Genomic DNA, 19,447 nt, shown 5'->3' on the forward strand with positions numbered 1-19,447 from the left:
TCTTGCTGTTCTAGCCCAGGAGACCGGCAGTAGCGATAGCGGCCAAGCCGCAAGACGCTGCGTCTTGCCGTCGATCACTTCGATGGATGCGCCCTTTAGCCATTGAGCGCCTTTAACATGGAGCGATTCGACCTCCGGTCCCGTCACGCCCGGCATGTCGGGGCTGACCGAAGCGGCGCGCTCACTCGTCGTAAATACGCGCGGCACGGCGTGCGGCGCGTTGGGGTGCAGTCAAGCACTGTTACAGTAACTCCGTGGCTCAGTGACGGCAATGGATCGGATCACGCCGTTCGTTTTTGTCCGATCGCCTCGAACTGCGCCTTCTGCTCGTCGCTCAGCGTCGCATAGAAATTTTCGAGCGCGGTGCTCACCAGATAGACCGCTCGCTGCAGAGCCTCGAGCCGCCCCTCCATTGCGTCAAGACGCGCGGGCGGTGTGGTGGCGTCGTCCGGCTGGCAGCCGGCGTTCAGGATGTCGACCGCCCTGGCGTTGGCGTCCTGCAGCGCTTTGAGCGCGGCGCGTTGCGTGTCGTTCGGGTGCAGCCTGGCCTCGATCTCGTCCGCCGGCCATTGCAACGCGGCCGGCTGCGCCACGCCGCAAGCCTGGGCAGGCGCTTCCGTGGCCCCGTTTGCGGCGGACATCTTGCGCCGGTCCTCGGCGAGTGCATTGAGCCGTGCCTCCTGTTCGTCCTCCAGCAGGTCGTAGAATTTCCCCAGCGGCTGCTGCACGGCGGACGCCGCCATGATCATCGCCCCGATGCGCTGCTGCATGACGGCCAATCGGCCCGGCGCCGTCAACGCCGTCTGGGTCGGACACGACGCCTGAATCATCTGGGCGGCCGGGATCAATGCGTTGGCAAGACCGTCCAGGGCGGCGCGCAGCACCTCGTTCGGCTGGATTGCCTGCTGCATCTGATCGATGGCGAGGCCGGCAACGTCGTTTCTGTCATCGCCGCAGAGCTGCTGCAGCAAGGGGACCCTGCGATATCTCGAGCTGAGATGTCTTGAGTTGAGCTGTCCTGGGCCGTGCGGGCCCCGTCCCGCATAGGCGGCGAGATCATCATGGCCGTAAGGCGCAAAGATCGCGGCATAGATGTCCGGATAACCGTAGTCCCAGAAGCCGGTGCCGTCGCCCCAGACGGCGTAGTCGTAGATATCGTAGATGGCGAATGGCCAAAACAGCGGCCCGACCCAGCCATATCCGCCGTCGCCGTGTCGCCACCACCCGTTCGCGTCGCGGCCGCCATGCCAGCCGGCCAGCGCTGCAGCCGCGACGATCTGCCGGCGCGCCGCCGGGCTGCCAAGCCCGGAATCCATGGCAATGCGGACGTCTTGCGGCCTGAGGGAGACCGTGCGGATCTGGCCGTGACGGGCAAAGGCACGACGGTGATGTAACCCACCCAGCGACAATACGCGCCCTACCGCGAATCTCGCGACCCCAAGGGGGCTGATGCCAAGGCGCACTCCGGCCGGGGCCGCACTCGACAGCAGGGTTGCCAGAACGACAACGGCAATTCCAATCCGGAACCTCGACATGGCACCCTCCCGCGCCAGGCCTCACGCGTCACCTTAAAATGACGCCGATTTAGATGACGCCGAGAGGAACCGAAAGTTCCCTGCGCCAGGCAGACTGATCTCACGGTGGTCAGCACTTCCGCGTAATACGTAATACCATGACAGTGCAGCCCAGCACTGCAATTGAAAATACAACAATAAATACCAAGACAAAGCCGTCTCACTGGCCAACTTCCGACACAGGATAACGGCGAAAAGGGGCGATCCGACATGACGCTTGCGCGAAGGCAATACCGGCTCCGGCCTTACCGTCGTGCACAATTTTCAAAAAGGGGCTTTCGTGTCGCACCAACGTCTGTGCCAACTCCTGTCCGCGATCCTGCTCACCTTCGCGCTGCTCGCCGGGCCTGCTCTGGCACAGACCGGCGCCGCTCCCCACACAGCCGCCTCAGCCGCCCATGGCAGCGATACGCTGACGCCCGAACAGGCCAACCGCGCCCTCGACACGCTGCAGGACGACACCAAGCGCGCGCAGATGATCGATATCTTGCGCGCAATCGCCAAAGCCGCGCCACCGGCCCAACCCGCGCCGCAGGCGCAAGCCGCACCGCCAGCGCCCGAACCGCACCACGCGATTCCGCTCACGGCGGACAGCCTTGGCGCCCAGCTCCTGCTGACGGTGTCCGAGCAGGTCGGCGATATCTCGCACGAGTTCGCTTATATGGCGCGGTCGCTGACGCACTTTCCGGCGTTCTATTACTGGATCGTGCGGACCGCCAACGATCCCGCGGCCTATGACCAGTTGCTCAATATCGCCTGGAAACTGGCGCTGGTGTTCGGTTGCGCCTTGGCTGCCGAATGGCTGATCTTCCGCCTGATCAGGCGGCCGGTGGCGCTGCTGGAAGCGCGCATTCCGCAAGCCGCGCGTGCGCCGGCGCAGACGCAGGCGATGGCCGATCCGCCCTCCTCGGCCGCGGATGTGACCGCGGCGGGCGAACGGAATCGACGGCACCTCAGCCTGGCGCGCGCCTGGCAATCGCTGGTCCGGCTGCCGTTCGTGCTGGGACGTCTCGCGCTCGAGCTGCTTCCGGTATTGGTCTTCGTCGGCGTCGCCACGATGTTGCTGGGGACCGGGATCGGCGATCTCGCCACCACCCGCCTCGTGATCCTCGCGGTGGTGAATGCCTACGCCCTGTCGCGCGGGCTGATCTGCGTCGTGCGGGCTCTGGCGGGGCCGTTCGGTCTGTTCCGTGTCAGCGCCGAAACCGCGGCCTATATCGAGATCTGGGCGCGGCGCATCGTCACCGTCGCCGTGTCGGGCATCGCCTTTGCGAACGTGGCGCTGCTGCTCGGCCTGCATCGCGCCGGCTATGCGGCGCTGCTGCGCCTGGTGATGCTGATCGTGCATCTCTTTGTCGTCGTCATCATCCTGCAGTGCCGCCGGCCCGTCGCCGAGGCCATTCGCGCGCCGGCCGGCCGCGAGGGCGCCGCGGCCCGTGTGCGCAATCGTCTCGCCGGGCTGTGGCACTATCTGGCGATCGCGCTCGACCTCGCGCTGTGGGCGGTGTGGGCGCTCAATATCCACAACGGCTACACGCTGCTGCTGCAATATTTCGTCGGCACCGTCGCGGTCGCGCTGATCAGCCGTCTCGCCACCATGGTGGTGCTGAGCCTGATCGATCGCGGCTTCCGCATCAGCCCGGAACTCCTGCAGCGTTTCCCCGGGCTGGAAATCCGCGCCAACCGCTATCTGCCGCTGCTGCGCAGGATCGTCGCTTCCGTCATTGCCTTCATCGGCTTCGTGGCCCTGCTGGAGGTCTGGGGTGTCGACGCCATCGTCTGGTTCTATGGCGGCCAGATCGGCAGCCGGCTGTTGTCGGCGGTGGTGACGATCGGCATCGCAGCGCTGGCGGCGGCGGCGATCTGGGAGATCGCGAACGCGCTGATGGACCGCCAAGTGAATGCGCTGTCGCGCGACGGCCATTACGCGCGCGCGGCCCGGCTGCGCACCTTTCAGCCGATGCTGCGGACGGCGCTGCTGTGCCTGATCGTGACAGTGGTCGGTTTGACCGCGCTGAGCGAAATCGGCGTCAACGTAGCACCCTTATTGGCCGGCGCCGGCATCGTCGGCATTGCCATCGGCTTCGGCTCGCAGAAGCTGGTGCAGGACCTCATCACCGGCTTGTTTCTGCTGCTGGAGAACACCGTCCAGGTCGGCGACAACGTCACGGTGTCGGGGCTATCGGGCACGGTCGAGAACGTCTCGATCCGCACCATCCGCCTGCGCGCCGCCGACGGCGCCGTGCACATCGTTCCCTTCAGCGCAGTGACGACGCTCACCAATGCCAGCCGCGGTGCCGGCAATGCCGCCGTCAGCGTCAACGTGGCCTACAAGGAAGACACCGACCGCGCCGGCCAGATCCTGAAGGACATCGTCGACGAAATGCGCCACGAGGTCGAATACCGCTCGATGATCCGCGGCCAACTCGAATTGTGGGGCGTCGACCGGGTGGACGGCGCGATGGCCTCGATCGTCGGCCAGATCCGCTGTACCGACGCCGGCCGCTGGCCGGTGCAGCGCGAATTCAACCGCCGCATGAAGCGGCGATTCCAGGAATGCGGGATCGAGATCGCAACAGCGAACCAGACGATCCTGATGCAGGTGCCGGCGCCGGCCGATGTTGCCGCGGATGCGATGCCGCGGCGAGCGGCGGGGTAGGCGCGAGTGGCGGGTTCTTGGTGAAGCTGAATCGGCAGCGGTTTTCGCAGTAACCGTCATTCCGGGTTCGCGTCTTCGACGCGCCCCGGAATGACAGGGTCGCAACCGATCAGTGCTTTGCTTCGAGCACGACGAGCACACCGGTCGGTTCCGGCTCGTGCGGCCGCAGGCTTGTGAGCGTCGCATCGCTCCAGTCGGCAAGGCTCACAATTTCGCCGGTTTGAGCGTCCGTTTCCGCGGTGTCTGCGGGCTCCAGCACGTTGAGGCCGCTCCCGTCGAGAAAGAACGTGTGATCCCCGTAAATGTTGCTCAATTGCTTGAGTGCCGGATGATCGTCTGGCAGCACTTCCGCCGCAAACTGGCTCAGGGTTCGCTCCAGCTGTGTCGAATTCAGTTTCATGGCCTGTGTTTCCTTCAGCCGTTTGGATTGCGCCCTGCCCCGATTGCCGACGGTCTGCGCGCAGCTTGCCAGACCTGCTTTCGCTGATGGTTACGCCCCGGCAGCAACTGCCGATCCGAGGCTTGTCGCGGCGGCAAGCATCGGCTTGCTCTGCCTGTTTGGCGGAACTCCATCTCTTGCTGACGAAATGGAAATCCCTGATAGGGAGACCCCTGCCTGGCGTTTTGCTTCGCACGCCTTGGATTTGGAATGATCACGACACCATAACGTTCCCGGCGCGAGCGATCATTTTTCCGGTGCCGACGTGGATGAGTGGCTTGTCCGGCGTGAGCGCGAATAGCGAAGGCTGAAGACTACGCTGACAGAATTACAGTGCCAGTGCACCTCTCGTCGGACCGCGCCAATTTCGTGGCCGCGATTCATTTTGCCCAGGTTAAGCCATCCTGACGCCGACAGGTCGCGGCCTCATTCAGGCGTTCCGTCCGGACGTTTGACCAACTCGAAGATGGGAACGTGGGTGTTTTCCAGCCAAGACTCCAGCGTGTCACCGCAGACCTTACAGTTTGCGTGACCGGTGTGTGGCACCAAGAACTTTTCTTCAGTGCGTCTGTACTCGGCGCCGCAATTGGTACATCGGACAATCGTCGTCATTCGCCGAATATGCGCTTCAAACCGTGCTTCTTCCAGCGGAACGCGCATTGGCCTGTTCCGACGCGTGGTCCAGGTTGAATTTAGCCGTGACCTGATCTGACGCTTAACGAGCGTCATGAGGTTGCGGCCGTGCGTTCTCCATGGATATTATGGGGTACCCCATAAGGGTCTCCAGTGAAGAAGAAGGTTCCTTGCCAAGGAACCAGGTGGGACGCCAAGTAAGTTCCATCGGTTGCGGCTACGGAGGCCGCCGGATGCGTGAGTATCAAGCTTACGTCCTAGGCGAGGATGGCCATATCAAGCAGCGCATCGATCTCACCTGCGCCGACGATGACGCGGCCAGGGAACAGGCTGCATCGCTGGGAGACGGCCACGCCATCGAGCTCTGGCAATCGGACCGCAAGATAGCGACGTTCGAACCCGATCCCCTGAAGACTGAAAAGGCCGCCGGCTGGCTCAAGAGCGAACTACAGCCGCCAAAGTAAGGCCGCCTCGGTTGGCAGCCTCTTTCAATCGCCCCCGCGCCGGATGCCAGTGGCGACGGTCAAGCAAGATCCCGCAAATTTAAAGCCCGGCGATTTTGATAAACCGCCGGGCAACCGCGCCAGTATTATTGGATGAACGATTAGGAGATGAATGCCCCTATTCTCAGGGAAACGACGATGCGGCGTCTATCCGGAAAACCACGGTGCAGACTTGATGACTTGTTGCGCCGCACGCCCAGCGACGATCAGCCGCAATAAAAATAAGCTTTGCGTCCGTTCAACAGACGCGCTCAAATCACCGCATCGGATAAAGAAGAAAACGGGTAGCGAGTGGGAGGACGGCGATGGGTGCAACTGGAGCGGTTTTTCAGCCCGAGCTAATCGAACTGATGAGGGCAGTCCTTGACGATGCCGCGGTCATGCTCCCCGAGGCAAAGCGCACGTCGACGAGGAAGGCCGAAATGGCGTCGCACATTCTTGCATGCGCCGCGAAAGGCGAGCGAGATCCGGTAGCGCTGAGAAGGGCCGCACTCTCGGCGATCGTGGAATGTACTCATTATTCGCACGATATCTCTCCGGAGCGCAGGGTGGTCTAACGCATAAAGCCGCCCCGGGCGTGACTCCGTGCGGCTCTATACGCGACTGCCGGTTTCCCGGTTCCGCCGCTGTCATCATAAAACTGCCGAGCCGCGCAAAGGTTCCGTCCGCGAAAGCCCGCCGGCGTAAACCGGCGGGCTTGCGCACGCATTGCAGCCGCATTGGTTTCACTGAATGGCCACATGGGAATCAGACGCCAACCAAATTTCGTGGATAGAAGTTTTTCCCGAGCATGATCCGGAAAAGTGGATACCGGCTTTCCCTCGCGACAAACGCCAGGCGTTTGCGCGGAGATCACGCTCCAGGCAAACTGAAAAGGAGTGAGCATGCGCATCGTTACAGCATCCGTCATCATTGCAGCCCTCTCCCTGGGGACGCCGGCTTTCGCGCAGGCACAAGGAGCGCCCTCGCAATCTCAAGGAGCGCCCTCGCAATCCGAGGCACAGACTCCCCAGTCCAGCACGGTCATACGGAGCATACAGGTCGTCGACGTCAAGGATCTGCAACCGGCGGTGCGCTCGAAAGTGGATGAACTCGTGGCCAACACACGCGAGGAAGATATTCAGTCGCTCCGGAAGTCTATTGACGCGACGCCGGAGGCGGCGGCTGTGCTTAAGGCCAAGGGCCTGAACTCGTCACAGGTCGTGGCTATCAACATCGCCGACGGTGTCCTGACGATGTTTGCCAAGACAGCTTGAAACAAGACAGCTTGAAACAAGACTGCTTGAACAAGTGAAGCCCTTCCGCCTCATGAGAGTTTAGATGCGGCCGCCGAGCCCGCCGGGCGTGAAACCGGCGGGCGTGGACGAAAGACTTGTTCCGAACCCACCGGTTGCCAACGCGAACTGGCCGGTTACGCCTTCGATGAACCCGCCCCCGCGCGCCGGCTGCGCGCCTCACGCGCACCCGTTCGGCCACCCCGCTTACTGTCGCTCTTTGATTTGGCCGCTGCTATCGACGACGAGGGAAACCTCCTTGCCGTTCTTGGTCGCCTTGACGGCTGTGCCTTCAGCGGTGGATTTGATATCCCGGACTTGCGAATAGCCCGCGGATTCAAGTTTGGCGACAAGCTCCTGCTAGGTCAGGGCTTGGGCGGGCGAGAACACGCCGACCATCGCGAGAGAGCAAAGGACCGATCGAAAGACTGCCTTGACTGACATGAACTGTCCTCCCTGGCTTGTCTGAACCATGGAAACCTGCCCCCGCCCCAAAGGCTTCAACGCCTGTTCGATGTGTCAGTTCCGACTTTTTGACGCAGCCGTACTCGCCCCGCGAGGTGCACGCGCAGCGCGCGCACTGATCGTAAATACGGAGTTTTCTTTTTTGCAGTCAGGTTCATTTCACCGTTGCGACGAACCTGCGGCCTCCAGCGCCGTGCATGTTAGTTTCTAAATTCCAAGTCAGAATTCCAAGTCAGAAACTCTCTCTTACGCTTCTTGCGCGCCGGCGCGGCCGCAACTGAAGAGGCGGGAAATAATTAGCCGGCGCGGGGTTATGAATCACACTGGAGCCCCGCGGAGTGGAGAGATGGGCGCTATTATTCCGGGCATTTCCCGCACGCCCCGTGAATCGTTCTCGATTTCCGTGGTGTCGCGCGCCGAATTGTCCGGATGCGCGCCCTGGACATCCACTTTCGCCGACCAGCGTAAAGATCATCGGTACTACGAGATCCTTGACGACACTCTCCGGGATAACTTCGAGTACCGATATTTTGCGATCGTCGACAACAACGGCCAGGTACGGGCGATCCAGCCGTTCTTCCTCGTCGATCAGGATATTCTCGAAGGGCTTGGCGCTGAACGAATCCACTGGATTTCGCTGGTCCGGCGCTTCTATCCGCGCTTCCTTAAACTGCGCGCTTTGATGGTCGGCTGTTCCGCCGGGGAGGCTCACCTCGCAGCGACTGAAGCTCTGCCCGTCCACATCGTCGCGGAAACCTTGTCGAACGGCATCGTCGAGCAGGCGAGATCGCTGAATGCGCAACTCATCATACTGAAGGAATTTCCTTCTCGCTATCGCGAAGTACTTCACTGCTTCGTGCAACGCGGGTTCACGCGGGCACCGAGCATGCCCATGACGATGCTCGACATCGGATATGACAGCTTCGACGCCTACACGGAAAAGGCGCTGAAGAGTTCATCGCGAAGGAAATTGCGCAAGAAGCTCGCGGCGACGGCCGGCGTATCGGACATTCGCATGAGCGTCACCGACGATGCCGCAAGTTTCGTCGATGAGATTTACCCCCTCTATCTTCAGGTGTTCGAGCGCTCGAAAATGCAATTCGAGAAGCTGACCAAGGACTTTTTCCGGCAGATCGGCCAGCGAATGAGCGATAAGGTTCGGTTCTTCGCCTGGCGTCGCGGAAACACGCTGGTGGCCTTCAGCCTTTGCATGGTGCAAGGAGATTCGCTGTACGCTGAGTACGTGGGTTTCGACTACACCGTTGCACTCGACCTGCATCTTTATCACTACATCGTTCGCGACATGATCAGTTGGGGGATCAGCAACGGGTACAAATGGTTTCGCAGCAGCGGTCTAAACTATGATCCGAAGCTGCATATGAGGCACCGGCTCGATCCCATCGATCTCTATGCACGCCATACGTCCGCCCTTGCGAATGCGATATTCAGGCTGGCGCTACCCTGGATCGTGCCGGTGCGCTACGACGCGACACTCAAACTGTTTCCGGACTACGGGGAACTCTGGTGACGCTGCTCGCAATCGAATGGCCAGAGCGGCGGACGCGCGGTTCCACAGGATGATCTCGCCGGAACGGTTTGCATAGATCACGGCATCCGCGACCTGGTCGAGAATCCTTTCAGCAACTCGGGATCCGAATTCCATCGGTCGCAAAATACGCACGCAGCGGCCTCAAGCACAAGACTCATCCAAACATCGAGGACACACGCGGTCGGCGGCGTCGGCGAGTTGGCGTGCGATCTCTTCCATCAGCAACTCATGATTCCAGCCGCGGCCGTCGCTCTTGACGAGGTTCCTCGCGCGATAGAAGGCATGGGTCTCGGCCGCGTCATCGCCGACCCGGATCGTTACGTCGGGATGGAAGGGGCAGGCCGCGGTCGCCCGTGTCGTCAATAGTGCGCCGCGCACCGCAGACTCGAGATCGTCAGGATCGGCGGCAATAGACATCATAGCCTCCTGCAAGACTGGAAGGCGCCGCAACGCTGCAGACGACCTGGGCGCCCGCGCTTCCGACCACTCCTCGGCACCACATCGGATCTAGCGAGAGTAGGTTCCCAAAGGTGCCAAGCCGCGGTCGGCCGGTCGGACAGGATCGCCGAGGCTCCCGCCCCAGGCAGTTCGTGGTGACGTTGGAGGGTTCTTACGATTGTCGGAGAACGCGGCATTGAGCAGCATCAAAGGCCGTGTCGAAATCCCGGTTTCGGCGACAAGGGGACGGCAAGGGTCTGTCATGAAAAAGACCGCCAACTGAGGCGGCCTAGCCGAACGATCTCGCAATGTGCGCAATGACGGCCATCGCCCCGCGGGAATATTGGGCGCCATTGAAATGCTCATCCACAAAATTGAGTATGAGGAGAGCAACCATAGTGGCCGTCATTACTCTCATGGGAGCATCATGCTGCCCGAAATTTAACAGATAGTTAAAGAAGTTCATCAGCTGAGGGCGGCCTTAATCGCGCACGCCCCTTATCGAAGGCTGGATTGTGAGGCGATAGGCGACGAACGCGCTGCCGTCGAACTTTTCCAAAATCTCGCCACAGGTGGGACAACGGTATTCGCCCTGGGTCGCGGGCCCAGATGCCAGCTCAAGCCGCCGAAAACCGGCTCCGCACTCAGAGCAAGTCACATCGCCCTTTTTCATTCGCCCCGCCTCTATCTTGTCCCGAACCCGATTTACCTGGGGTTCGATGGCGGAACTTTGTTCATGACCGGAAAACTACGGGCGAAAACTGTCGCTCGCTCGTGACAGCTTCAAATCAGGCCACGGCCAAAATCAAATTGGGCCACCAGGGATCGAAACAGGCCAGTACCCGGGAGGGCGGGTGCTCGTCCAAATTGGGACGCTCCGCATTCCAGATCAGGACACCTGAGAAAAGCACAACGCCGCCCAAGCGGAATATGATCGCTTGGCGGCGTTGGTTCAGTCCCGGGGCCCCTGAAATCCCCCCGACGATATTGGGTCAGCAAAGGCCATGCCAAGGTTCAATAAAATTTGGGGCTGAGAATTTGGACGGCCCGATTGAAACCATAGCCGGGCGGAACTCTGGGAACGGTTGGATGTGCCCCGCCGCCGTAGGCCGCCCCAACGCCGCCGCACATGGCCCGGCGAGAGCCGTTCGGGGAACTGCGGCGACAGTTTAATTATCAATTGAGTGCACTGGCACCGTAACCGCTCCGCCACCCTCGGCCTTTGTCGGATTCGTGTCGCCCGGGACCACCAGCCTTGCAAAGATATCCTGGCCGGGTGGCTCCTGCATCTTGCGCCATTGGGCCGGCGTGACGCCCATGTGGCCCTTGAAGGCGCGTTGGAACGCCGCTTCCGATTGATAGCCTACGGCCTCCGCCACGGCGCCGGTGGAAAGAGAAGATTTTTTCAGTTCGTTCGCTGCGAGCGTCATCCGGATGTCGGTCAGGAGATCGCTGGCCGAGCGTCCGAGCTTCTCCTGGAATTGGCGCGCAAGCGTTGCCCGCGACATGTTGCACAGGCGTGCAAGATCCGGCAGCGACCATGCGCGCGCAGGTTCGTTGAACAGAGCGGCCACTGCCGGTGCGAGGCGTGGATGACCAGCCAAAGCAAGGATGCCGCGTGGCGCGTCGTCGGTCTCACTTGCGAGCCGCAGCACAAGCGCGAACATCGCCGTCGACAGCGCGTTCAGCATCGCGCGGCCGCCGAGATGATCGTCTGCGGACTCACGGCGCATCAGGGAGACGAGGCCTGCGAGTTGCGCGACGGTTTCCTTCTGTCCAGTGTGAGTGTCGGCATGCACGACGAGGCGCGGCGGCAGATAGCTGCGCAGCAGCCGGTCGTGCGGCGGCGCGATGGCAAAATGTCCGCACAACAGATCGAGCCGTTCGTCCGAACCGAGATTCTCGCTGATCGTGAAGTTGAGGGACGCACGGTTGCGGGCCGGCAGGGGCGACGCTCCGCTGCCGTCGTGCATGACGTGCCGTGGGTTGCCGGGAAGCAGAAGAATGTCGCCGGCCCTCAGCTGCAGCGATCGGCCTCCCGCCGGATCCTCCAGCGTCCCGGAGCCGGCGAGCACGGCGTGATACGGGATTTCGTTCGCCTCGCCCGGACCCTGGTCGATGCGCCAGGGGGTGCCGTAGTTGCAGCGCAGGTCGAGCCGCCCACGCACCGGCATCATTTCGAACAGCCGGCTTAGCCAATCCATGGTGACCTCCAGAAAGCAATCCAAACGAGACGATGGAGCATATAGTCGAGACAACACGACATTCAAAGTATCAAGGCGCGACCATACTGTCACTCCGCAATCGTTCACCAACCCCAACGAAGGAGTGCCACCATGTCCCGTCTTTCAGTTCCCAACCTCGAATCCGACACCGGTCCCTCGGGCCAGGTTTATGCCCAGATCAAGAAGGCCATCGGCAGCGTCCCGAACACCTTCGCGGCCATCGCCGCCCATGGCCCCGGCGCCCTCAAGTCGGTCCTGTTCGCCGACGCCACACTCGCCGCCGGAACCCTGACCAACCGCGATCAGGAGGTCATCAAGCTCGTCATCAGCGCCGCCGGTGGCTGCGACTACTGCGTCGCCGCCCACAACCATCTGGCCAGGCTCGCCGGCGTGAAGCCGGAAGAACTCAAGCAGATCCGCGAGGGGCGGCCCAGCGGCGACGCCAGGCGTGACGCGCTGGTCGGCTTCGTCCGCAAGCTCGCGCAGTCCAGCGGCACCGTCAGCGACGAGGATTTCGCCGCGATCAAGCTGGCGGGCTACAGCGACGCCCAGCTGGTGGAGATCAGCCTGGCCTTCGCGACCACCGTCTTCACCAACGTCTTCAACCGCATCAACGACACCGAGATCGACTTTCCCGCAGTCGCGTGAAGCCGCCGCGCCTCGTCAGATCTTGAATGAAAGGATCACGACCATGACCACGCTCTCAAATATCACGCAAAACCCGCTTGTCCGCGCGCTGCACCGGTCCGGCCTGCTCGCGGAGGATCTCGACTACCACGTCGTCCGGACCGCGATGGTGATCATGTTCTTCTTCTTCGGCTACCAGAAGTGGTTTCCGTACGAGTTCGAAAGACTGGTCCCGTTCATCGACAACGGGCCGCTGATCTGGTGGCTGTATCCGGTGTTCGGCCACGCCGGCGCCAGCTATTTCCTGGGCGTCTCGGAGTGGACCTTCGGGTCGCTGCTGCTCGCAGGCTTCTGGGACAAGCGGCTCGGCGTTCTCGGTGCCCTCGGCTCGACCGGGACCTTCATCGCGACGGTCACCATCATTCCGTTCATGCCGGAAGGCTGGGACGTCGCCGCCGGAGGCTTCCCTGCTATGACCGGCAACGTCCCCTTCTTGATGAAGGACGTCGTTCTGCTCGCCGTCTCGCTCTATCTCCTGAGGCAGGACCTGGTTCGCTTGACGCGGCAATAACAAGGTGAGTGATCCGGCGAGAGCGAGCGTCGCCGGTTACTGCGGTGACAGTGCTGGACTGTACCCCATAAGTGAGACACGACAATTTCTGTGACAGGCTATTACGGTGACACCCATTAGCCGGCCGGCTAATGGGTGTCACCGTAAACGATCAGCGCCTCGGGCGACGAGCCGGCGCTTTTGCACTTTCTCCGGTCCGGGCTTCGGCCTGACGAACGGGCGGGAGTTTTTCCGCAACCGTTCCGTGATCGTCGGAAGCCGGTCGCCGCCGCCGAGAATGCCCCATTGCCGGACGAGACCGGCCAACTCCTTCCTCATCGCCATCGTCTGACTGGCTGAGGCCGTGCAATCCTGGTCTTGCCGGATTTGGTCGCGGGTGGTCGCCTCCAAGTCCAGCATTTCCCGGCGTAAAGTTCTGATTTTGCGTCGTAATTCGTTAAGTCTGTTATCCATGACAGCCTCCAGGTCGGGAGAGACATATTAAGAACAAAACATGAACAGTGAGTCAATGCAGAAGGTGGGTACTCAGCCAGCGGCCTCGCGGTCCGCAACGCCGCTTGGTCACCGTAACTCTAATTATCCCGGCGCAAACATCGGAAATAAAGAGGCCGCCAACCGAGGCGGCCTCCTCGGTCACGGCAGCTGGTCGAAGGTCAGCGTGTTGTCGAGCGTATCGCCCTGGGCGATTGAGCCTTGCGGTGCGCCCAACTTCGGGCCGCGATACCACGGGTCGTTCACCTGGCTACGGTTGCCGCCGCTCACCTGGTCGAGTTCATCGATGTTCAGTTCACGAATGCCGTTGTTCAGCTTGCTCATGTCATTCCCCTGTCTCTTCGATGAGGACCATTCCTCAGCTCGTGGCGATAGGAATACGTCGGTTCGCGGTTGCGTTATGTGACTCGCGTCACCTTGTGAGTCACATGGGTGACAAGGCGGCAAATCAGCTCGTAGAGTGGATTAGCGAAGCGTAATCCACCGCCTGATCGAAGACAAAAATGGCGGATTACGCCTTCGGCTAACTAACCCGCCCTACGGCCCTGTATTCTGCGGCAACGCTGACAATGGTGTACAGGAGCAACCAACAATCATGAATGCTAAAGAGCTACCTCAATACAAAGAGGTCATCACGTCCCTGACGCAGCTTCTCTATGATCTGCCGGGAAAGCTGATTGCGATCGACGGGCAGTCAGGTGTCGGGAAGACGACACTCGGACGATACTTGGCTTGGCAGTTCAATATTTCGCTGGTGGAGTCGGATCTGTTTCTGATCCCGAACCAAGGAAAGCTCGTCTACCTGAATGAGGCGCTAGCGCGCGTCATTACGAGCCGGCTCAAAAAGCCACGACCTGTGATCGTCGATGGGGTGGCTGTGCGTCGTCTTCTGTCAAATCTCGCTCTCAAGCCGGACTTCGTAATTTACATATCCAGCAGCGATGCATCTGAAAGCAGAATGCTCAAGGACGAGATTGCCTCTTACGAGGCGGACTTCAATCCGAGAACCAGTGCAGACATCGCGATTGATATTACGCATCCATTGTAGCGCCAGCGCTGATTTTCGTTACTCATCCCTTCGGCCTGACATATCCATTCAGACCTAAATTTCACCGAGTCGTGTGTGTGCCGACATGACGATTAATGTCGCCGCAGCCATTCCCGTGAACTTGAGCTCGGGCGGATTAGCCGAAGGCGTAATCCGCCGTCCGGCCGAAGATTACGTTGTCGCTAATCATGAGTCCGCGCCCCAAATTGCCCGACGGGCAAATCACTTGCTCGAATGCCGAATTCCGTTGTCGAGTCATTTTTCTGTCCCGAAGCGAGATTTTCTTGTTCATCCCGACGGGCAAATCAAAAGTATAACTCCCGCCGTCCTGGCCCTTGAGAGGGGGCGTATCATGATCGTCAGCTACGTTGGGCAGGGATGCGGTGGACGCGGCAGCGTCGGACGCGAACGGGATCGCAGGGCGGGCTTCGGCCCGTGAGCGATCGACCGGCGCGACAGACGAACGGCGCTGATGCGTACGGCAAAACCGTGTGGTTCCGGCACCCGTTGCTGGTGTCAAGTCGGCGGAGGTTTTTCGAACCCAACCGGGCGCGAAAACCTTCAATCCGCCGATGACGGTGACAAGACGAATTCGTCGCCGGGGAGAGCACGGCATAAGCCGTAAAACCATTGCGCAGGGACGCCGGAATGCTCCGACTGTACCTGTATGCTCGTGTGCGCTTGCTATTGTTTTTTTGCACGCGAGACCGCGGGTGCAGCAAGCACCCGGCGTTCCCTGCGCCCTCTTCTTGTTGGGCAAAACGATTTGCAAGGCCCGGGCGAAACGCGCCGCGGGAATGCGGAAGTGTGTTTTGTCGTCATTGCGAGGAGCGTCAGCGACGAAGCAATCCATTCTTCCTTTGTGCGGCACGATGGATTGCTTCGCGGAGCCTGTCATCGGGCGCGCGTTCGCGCGACCCGGTGGCTCGCAATGACGGGGGTGGTGGTTGATGCCTGAGCCGAGAAGCCGCGGCGTACTGGATACCCGCCTGCGCGGGTATGACAGCGGTGGGTGTGGGCGAGATTCCGGGTTCGATGCTGACGCATCGCCCCGGAATGACGCTGGAAATTAACCCTTTGCTAACCATACACACGGCAAAAATTGCCGAGTGGAGTCGAGTGTCGTCGGTCGCGGAAAACGGGAGGAACCCCGTGGACGCCAATGCGGTGCCTCACTTTCGAAACGGTGGTCTTTCGGCCGCCGCGCAGACGTTTGGCGCCCGCAGCCGGCATTCGCGGGGGGAAGCAGCTACCATGGTCGATGTCACCGCTGGTCAGGGCGCAGCCGCCAGCAACAAGTTTCCCAGTTTAAGTGAAATCGGCGACATCCTGCGGCGCGGCGATCTGGCGCTGGCGTTCGGCGTTCTCACCATCCTGGTGGTGCTGATCCTGCCGCTGCCCTCGATCGTGCTCGACCTGTTTCTGGCGATCTCGATCACGGTGTCGATCCTGATCCTGATGACGTCGCTGTTCATCCAGGCGCCGCTGGAATTCTCCTCGTTCCCGACCATCCTGTTGATCTCGACCATGCTGCGGCTGTCGCTCAACATGGCCTCGACGCGGCTGATCCTGGCGCACGGCCATGAAGGGACGGCGGCGGCCGGCCACGTCATCGAAGCCTTCGGCAATTTCGTGATGAGCGGTAATTTCGTGATCGGAATTATCGTGTTCGCGATTCTCGTGATCGTGAACTTCGTCGTCATCACCAAGGGTTCGGGCCGTATCGCCGAAGTCGCGGCTCGCTTCCAATTGGATTCGATGCCGGGCAAACAGATGGCGATCGACGCCGATCTGTCCGCCGGCCTGATCGACGAGAAGGTCGCAAAGGAACGCCGCAAGGCGCTGGAGGACGAAAGCGGCTTCTTCGGCGCCATGGACGGCGCCTCGAAATTCGTCCGCGGCGACGCGGTCGCCGGCCTCCTGATCGTCTTCATCAACGTGATCGGCGGCATCATCATCGGCGTCGCCCAGCAGGGCCTCTCTTTCGGCGAAGCCGCCAAGACCTACACCGTGCTGACCGTCGGCGACGGCCTGGTCACCCAGGTGCCGGCGCTGATCGTCTCCACCGCGGCGGGCTTGCTGGTCTCCAAGGCCGGCATCAGCGGCGCCGCCGACAAGGCGCTGATCCGGCAGCTCTCGGGCTATCCGCAGGCGCTCGGCATGTCGGCCGGCGTGATGCTGGTGCTGGCGCTGCTGCCGGGCATTCCGATGCTGCCGTTCCTGGCGCTCGGCGGCGGCGCGGCTGCCCTCGCCTGGAAGGCGCGCAACCACAACCGCACCACCCGTGCTGCGGCGGCGGCCGAAGCGAACGCGCCGGCGGCGGCGGCGGCAGCGGCCAGCGCCGCGGCGGAAGAGCCGATCTCGAACTCGCTCAAGATCGACGATCTCAAGATCGAACTCGGCTATGCGCTGCTGCCGCTGGTCAACGGCCCCGACGGCACCGATCGGCTGACCGAGCAGATCAAGGCGCTGCGCCGTTCGCTCGCGGTCGAAATGGGGTTTGTGATGCCGGCGGTGCGCATCCTCGACAATGTGCAGCTCGAGGCCAACACCTACATCATCAAGATCAAGGAAGTGGACGCCGGCAACGGCAAGATCTGGCCGAACCAGTTCATGGTCATGGATCCCGCCGGCAACCAGGTCGGCGTGCCCGGCATCCACACCATCGAGCCGACCTTTGGTCTGCCCGCGACCTGGGTCGATGCCAGCCTGAAGGAGGAAGCCTCCCTGAAGGGCTATACGGTGGTCGACGCCGCCACCGTGCTGTCGACCCATCTGACCGAGTTGCTCAAGAACAACATGAGCGACTTGCTGTCCTATGGCGAGGTGCAGAAGCTGTTGAAGGACCTGCCGAAGGAACAGGGCGAACTGGTCAAGGACATCGTGCCGAGCCAGGTCACCGTGTCCGGCATCCAGCGCGTGCTGCAATTGCTGCTGGCCGAGCGCATCTCGATCCGCGACCTCTCCACCATCCTCGAAGGCATCGCGGATGCGCTGGCGTTCTCGCGCAATCCGGCCACCATGGTCGAGCATGTCCGCGCCCGGCTGGCGCGGCAGATCTGCGCGCAAAACACCTCGCACAACGGCTATCTGCCGCTGATCGCGCTGTCGGCCAAATGGGAGCAGGCCTTTGCCGAGTCGCTGGTCGGCACCGGCGACGACCGCAGCCTCGCGATGCAGCCGTCAAAACTGTCGGAGTTCATGACCGCGGTGCGCAACGCCTTTGAGCAGGCCGCCCGCGAAGGCGAGGCGCCGGTGCTGGTGACCTCGGCTTCGATCCGCCCGTTCGTGCGGTCGCTGGTCGAGCGCTTCCGGTCGCAGACGACCGTGCTGTCGCAGGCGGAAATCCACCCGAGGGCGCGGCTGAAGACGGTCGGCAGTGTCTAGGGCTGGCGGCAAATCAAGCGCCGGCGGCGAGACTTTTTCGCCACAGGCAAATGGTTTGTCGGGGAAGCCAGTGGCGCGGGTGGTTTTGACCACCCACCTTCTACGCATTTAACTAATTGAAATAATTACATAAAATACGATATTCGCGTTGTGCGTGATTTCCTCAATCGCGCCCGTTCAAGTCTTTTCACCGCCTTGTGATCGCCTCTGTGGAACTAAAAGAGGAATCCCTACGTTCCTTGACGTGAGGTGTTGAACCTGCCTGCGAACGAGATCGACGAAGACTCAACGCAGGAGGGCGGCAGGAGACTTCCATGAACCATTCGATCTACAGCGCGGACCGCATGACCCATCTCAAGATCGTGGTCGTTGCCCTCTTCGCGGGTATCCTGGTCGCTGGCGTCAGCATCTCGGCGCGCTACACCGGTTCGGACGAAGGCTATACCCAGACGGCGCGGGTGATGAAGGCCGGCAAGCCGGTCGCCGTCACCAGTTCGAACAATTCACTCGTACGCTAAGAGGACCTACGGAATTCACCAATTCACGCTGGCTCTTTAATAGCCCCCCAAAGTCGCCAACGTGGATATTTAAGACCCCAACTACCCCAAGTTGACTACCGAAAACGCCCGCTCCCCACGGGCGTTTTCTCTTTGGGGGGGTCAGGAACTCAGCGCGCCGGCACGGTCTCGATCAGCTTGCCGGTATACACCGGCGCCGAGTGCGGCTTGCCGTCGGGCGATCCGCCCTCCTGCTCGACCGTCACCGCATAAGTCGCAGTGTTGACGGTATTGGCGTCGTAGGACGCCAGCACCGGCCGCGCGGTAAAATCGGCAGCCCCGATCACGCCGAGCGAACGCGGTTGCGGCAGCTTGTCGGAGATCAGCCAAAGCTCGAAGCTCTTGCCGGGCTCGGCGGCGGCGCCGACCTTGCGCACGGTGAAATTCATGGTGGCGGCGTCGACCGTCAGAATGAACGCGGGCGCGCCGCCGTTTGGCTGCAGCAGCGCGACATATTGCGCCGACGACTGTGCCGGCGGAACCTGGGTCTTCACCTCGACCACCTGCGTGCGCGGTTTGGGGCGAAGGCCCTCGGGCAGCAGGTCCGGCTGGAAGAGCTGCACCGCGAGCATCGCGATCAGCGCCGCCGCGAGCGCGCTGGCAAAGGACGCGATATTGCGCCACCGCCGCTCCCGGCCCGCCAACTGGATCACGTTCGAAGTGTCCGCAACGGGAGCGGGCTCGACGACAGCGGCAGGCTGTTCGGCGACGACGGGTACTGCCGGCGGCGGCGCTTCCGGCAGCACCATCGGCGTCTGCAGCTCGGCGTGTCCAACGGCGGCGCGGATGTTCTCCCAGACGATCGGCCGCGGCTCGACCGATCCGACCATCTGGTTGAGCGCGCCGAGCCGGTGCTCCCACGCGCGGACGATGGCGGTGAATTCGGTGTCGACGGCCATCATGGTCTCGACCTGCGCGCGTTCGTCGGCATCGAGGGTGCCGAGGGCGTATTCCGCGGCGAGCGCGATATGGTCTTCGCTATAGGCCATCATTCAGAGTCCAAGAA

At 61.8% G+C, this 19,447-nt stretch carries 19 protein-coding genes; 9 read left to right on the plus strand and 10 right to left on the minus strand.

From position 1 onward, the window contains the following. Positions 1–281 precede the first annotated feature (281 nt). Positions 282–1,535: a Spy/CpxP family protein refolding chaperone gene (locus V1289_RS12440; RefSeq protein WP_334397230.1), complete on the minus strand. Its 1,254-nt coding sequence runs from the start codon at positions 1,533–1,535 to the stop codon at positions 282–284. A 319-nt stretch (positions 1,536–1,854) separates the two neighbouring features. On the opposite strand from V1289_RS12440, the gene V1289_RS12445 reads away from it, so the two are divergent. After that, positions 1,855–4,233 (plus strand): mechanosensitive ion channel domain-containing protein, encoded by a 2,379-nt coding sequence (locus V1289_RS12445; protein ID WP_334397231.1) that lies wholly within the window; start codon positions 1,855–1,857, stop codon positions 4,231–4,233. Between the two features lie 109 nt (positions 4,234–4,342). Here V1289_RS12445 and V1289_RS12450 read toward each other — a convergent pair whose 3' ends face one another. Together V1289_RS12450 and V1289_RS12455 are read right to left on the minus strand one after the other, a co-directional pair. Beyond that, positions 4,343–4,633: a hypothetical protein gene (locus tag V1289_RS12450; protein ID WP_334397232.1), complete on the minus strand. Its 291-nt coding sequence runs from the start codon at positions 4,631–4,633 to the stop codon at positions 4,343–4,345. A gap of 465 nt (positions 4,634–5,098) precedes the next feature. After that, positions 5,099–5,332: a hypothetical protein gene (locus V1289_RS12455; protein ID WP_334397233.1), complete on the minus strand. Its 234-nt coding sequence runs from the start codon at positions 5,330–5,332 to the stop codon at positions 5,099–5,101. Positions 5,333–5,538: 206 nt separating this feature from the next. On the opposite strand from V1289_RS12455, the gene V1289_RS12460 reads away from it, so the two are divergent. From V1289_RS12460 to V1289_RS12470, 3 genes are all read left to right on the plus strand, one after another. Then, positions 5,539–5,769 (plus strand): hypothetical protein, encoded by a 231-nt coding sequence (locus V1289_RS12460; protein WP_334397234.1) that lies wholly within the window; start codon positions 5,539–5,541, stop codon positions 5,767–5,769. Positions 5,770–6,692: 923 nt separating this feature from the next. After that, on the plus strand, positions 6,693–7,064 hold the full coding sequence (locus V1289_RS12465) for a hypothetical protein (RefSeq protein ID WP_334397235.1): 372 nt from the start codon (positions 6,693–6,695) through the stop codon (positions 7,062–7,064). 829 nt (positions 7,065–7,893) lie between these two features. Then, positions 7,894–9,075: a GNAT family N-acetyltransferase gene (locus tag V1289_RS12470; RefSeq protein WP_334397236.1), complete on the plus strand. Its 1,182-nt coding sequence runs from the start codon at positions 7,894–7,896 to the stop codon at positions 9,073–9,075. Positions 9,076–9,237: 162 nt separating this feature from the next. Here V1289_RS12470 and V1289_RS12475 read toward each other — a convergent pair whose 3' ends face one another. The 3 genes from V1289_RS12475 to V1289_RS12485 form a co-directional block, all read right to left on the minus strand. Beyond that, a complete protein-coding gene (locus V1289_RS12475) occupies positions 9,238–9,513 on the minus strand; it encodes a hypothetical protein (RefSeq protein WP_334397237.1) in 276 nt (91 codons plus the stop codon). A 502-nt stretch (positions 9,514–10,015) separates the two neighbouring features. Further along, positions 10,016–10,207 (minus strand): hypothetical protein, encoded by a 192-nt coding sequence (locus V1289_RS12480; RefSeq protein WP_334397238.1) that lies wholly within the window; start codon positions 10,205–10,207, stop codon positions 10,016–10,018. 496 nt (positions 10,208–10,703) lie between these two features. Continuing rightward, positions 10,704–11,738, minus strand: a complete 1,035-nt coding sequence (locus V1289_RS12485; RefSeq protein ID WP_334397239.1) for an AraC family transcriptional regulator — start codon at positions 11,736–11,738, stop codon at positions 10,704–10,706. A 132-nt stretch (positions 11,739–11,870) separates the two neighbouring features. Between V1289_RS12485 and V1289_RS12490 the strand changes: the two genes are divergently transcribed. After that, positions 11,871–12,407, plus strand: coding sequence for a carboxymuconolactone decarboxylase family protein (locus V1289_RS12490; protein WP_334395509.1), 537 nt, complete (start codon positions 11,871–11,873; stop codon positions 12,405–12,407). A 43-nt stretch (positions 12,408–12,450) separates the two neighbouring features. Then, entirely contained in the window at positions 12,451–12,957 is a 507-nt protein-coding gene (locus V1289_RS12495; RefSeq protein ID WP_334397240.1) for a YkgB family protein, read from the plus strand. 138 nt (positions 12,958–13,095) lie between these two features. Here V1289_RS12495 and V1289_RS12500 read toward each other — a convergent pair whose 3' ends face one another. Both V1289_RS12500 and V1289_RS12505 read right to left on the minus strand, forming a co-directional pair. Continuing rightward, on the minus strand, positions 13,096–13,347 hold the full coding sequence (locus V1289_RS12500; protein ID WP_334397241.1) for a hypothetical protein: 252 nt from the start codon (positions 13,345–13,347) through the stop codon (positions 13,096–13,098). A 243-nt stretch (positions 13,348–13,590) separates the two neighbouring features. Then, a complete protein-coding gene (locus V1289_RS12505; RefSeq protein ID WP_074274328.1) occupies positions 13,591–13,773 on the minus strand; it encodes a bacteriocin in 183 nt (60 codons plus the stop codon). A gap of 271 nt (positions 13,774–14,044) precedes the next feature. On the opposite strand from V1289_RS12505, the gene V1289_RS12510 reads away from it, so the two are divergent. Then, positions 14,045–14,497, plus strand: a complete 453-nt coding sequence (locus V1289_RS12510; RefSeq protein WP_334397242.1) for a hypothetical protein — start codon at positions 14,045–14,047, stop codon at positions 14,495–14,497. Positions 14,498–14,633: 136 nt separating this feature from the next. On the opposite strand, the gene V1289_RS12515 is transcribed toward V1289_RS12510, so the two are convergent. Further along, a complete protein-coding gene (locus V1289_RS12515; protein WP_334397243.1) occupies positions 14,634–15,395 on the minus strand; it encodes a hypothetical protein in 762 nt (253 codons plus the stop codon). 356 nt (positions 15,396–15,751) lie between these two features. Here V1289_RS12515 and flhA point away from each other — a divergent pair, with 356 nt between their 5' ends. Both flhA and V1289_RS12525 read left to right on the plus strand, forming a co-directional pair. Continuing rightward, positions 15,752–17,884, plus strand: coding sequence for a flagellar biosynthesis protein FlhA (gene flhA, locus V1289_RS12520; protein ID WP_334397244.1), 2,133 nt, complete (start codon positions 15,752–15,754; stop codon positions 17,882–17,884). 314 nt (positions 17,885–18,198) lie between these two features. Continuing rightward, complete coding sequence (locus tag V1289_RS12525) at positions 18,199–18,402, plus strand: hypothetical protein (protein ID WP_334397245.1); 204 nt, start codon at positions 18,199–18,201, stop codon at positions 18,400–18,402. 149 nt (positions 18,403–18,551) lie between these two features. On the opposite strand, the gene V1289_RS12530 is transcribed toward V1289_RS12525, so the two are convergent. Further along, entirely contained in the window at positions 18,552–19,430 is an 879-nt protein-coding gene (locus V1289_RS12530) for an anti-sigma factor (protein WP_334407429.1), read from the minus strand. Positions 19,431–19,447: the final 17 nt, after the last annotated feature.

The sequence above is a fragment of the Bradyrhizobium sp. AZCC 2289 genome (assembly GCF_036924615.1).
Taxonomy (GTDB): Bacteria; Pseudomonadota; Alphaproteobacteria; order Rhizobiales; family Xanthobacteraceae; genus Bradyrhizobium.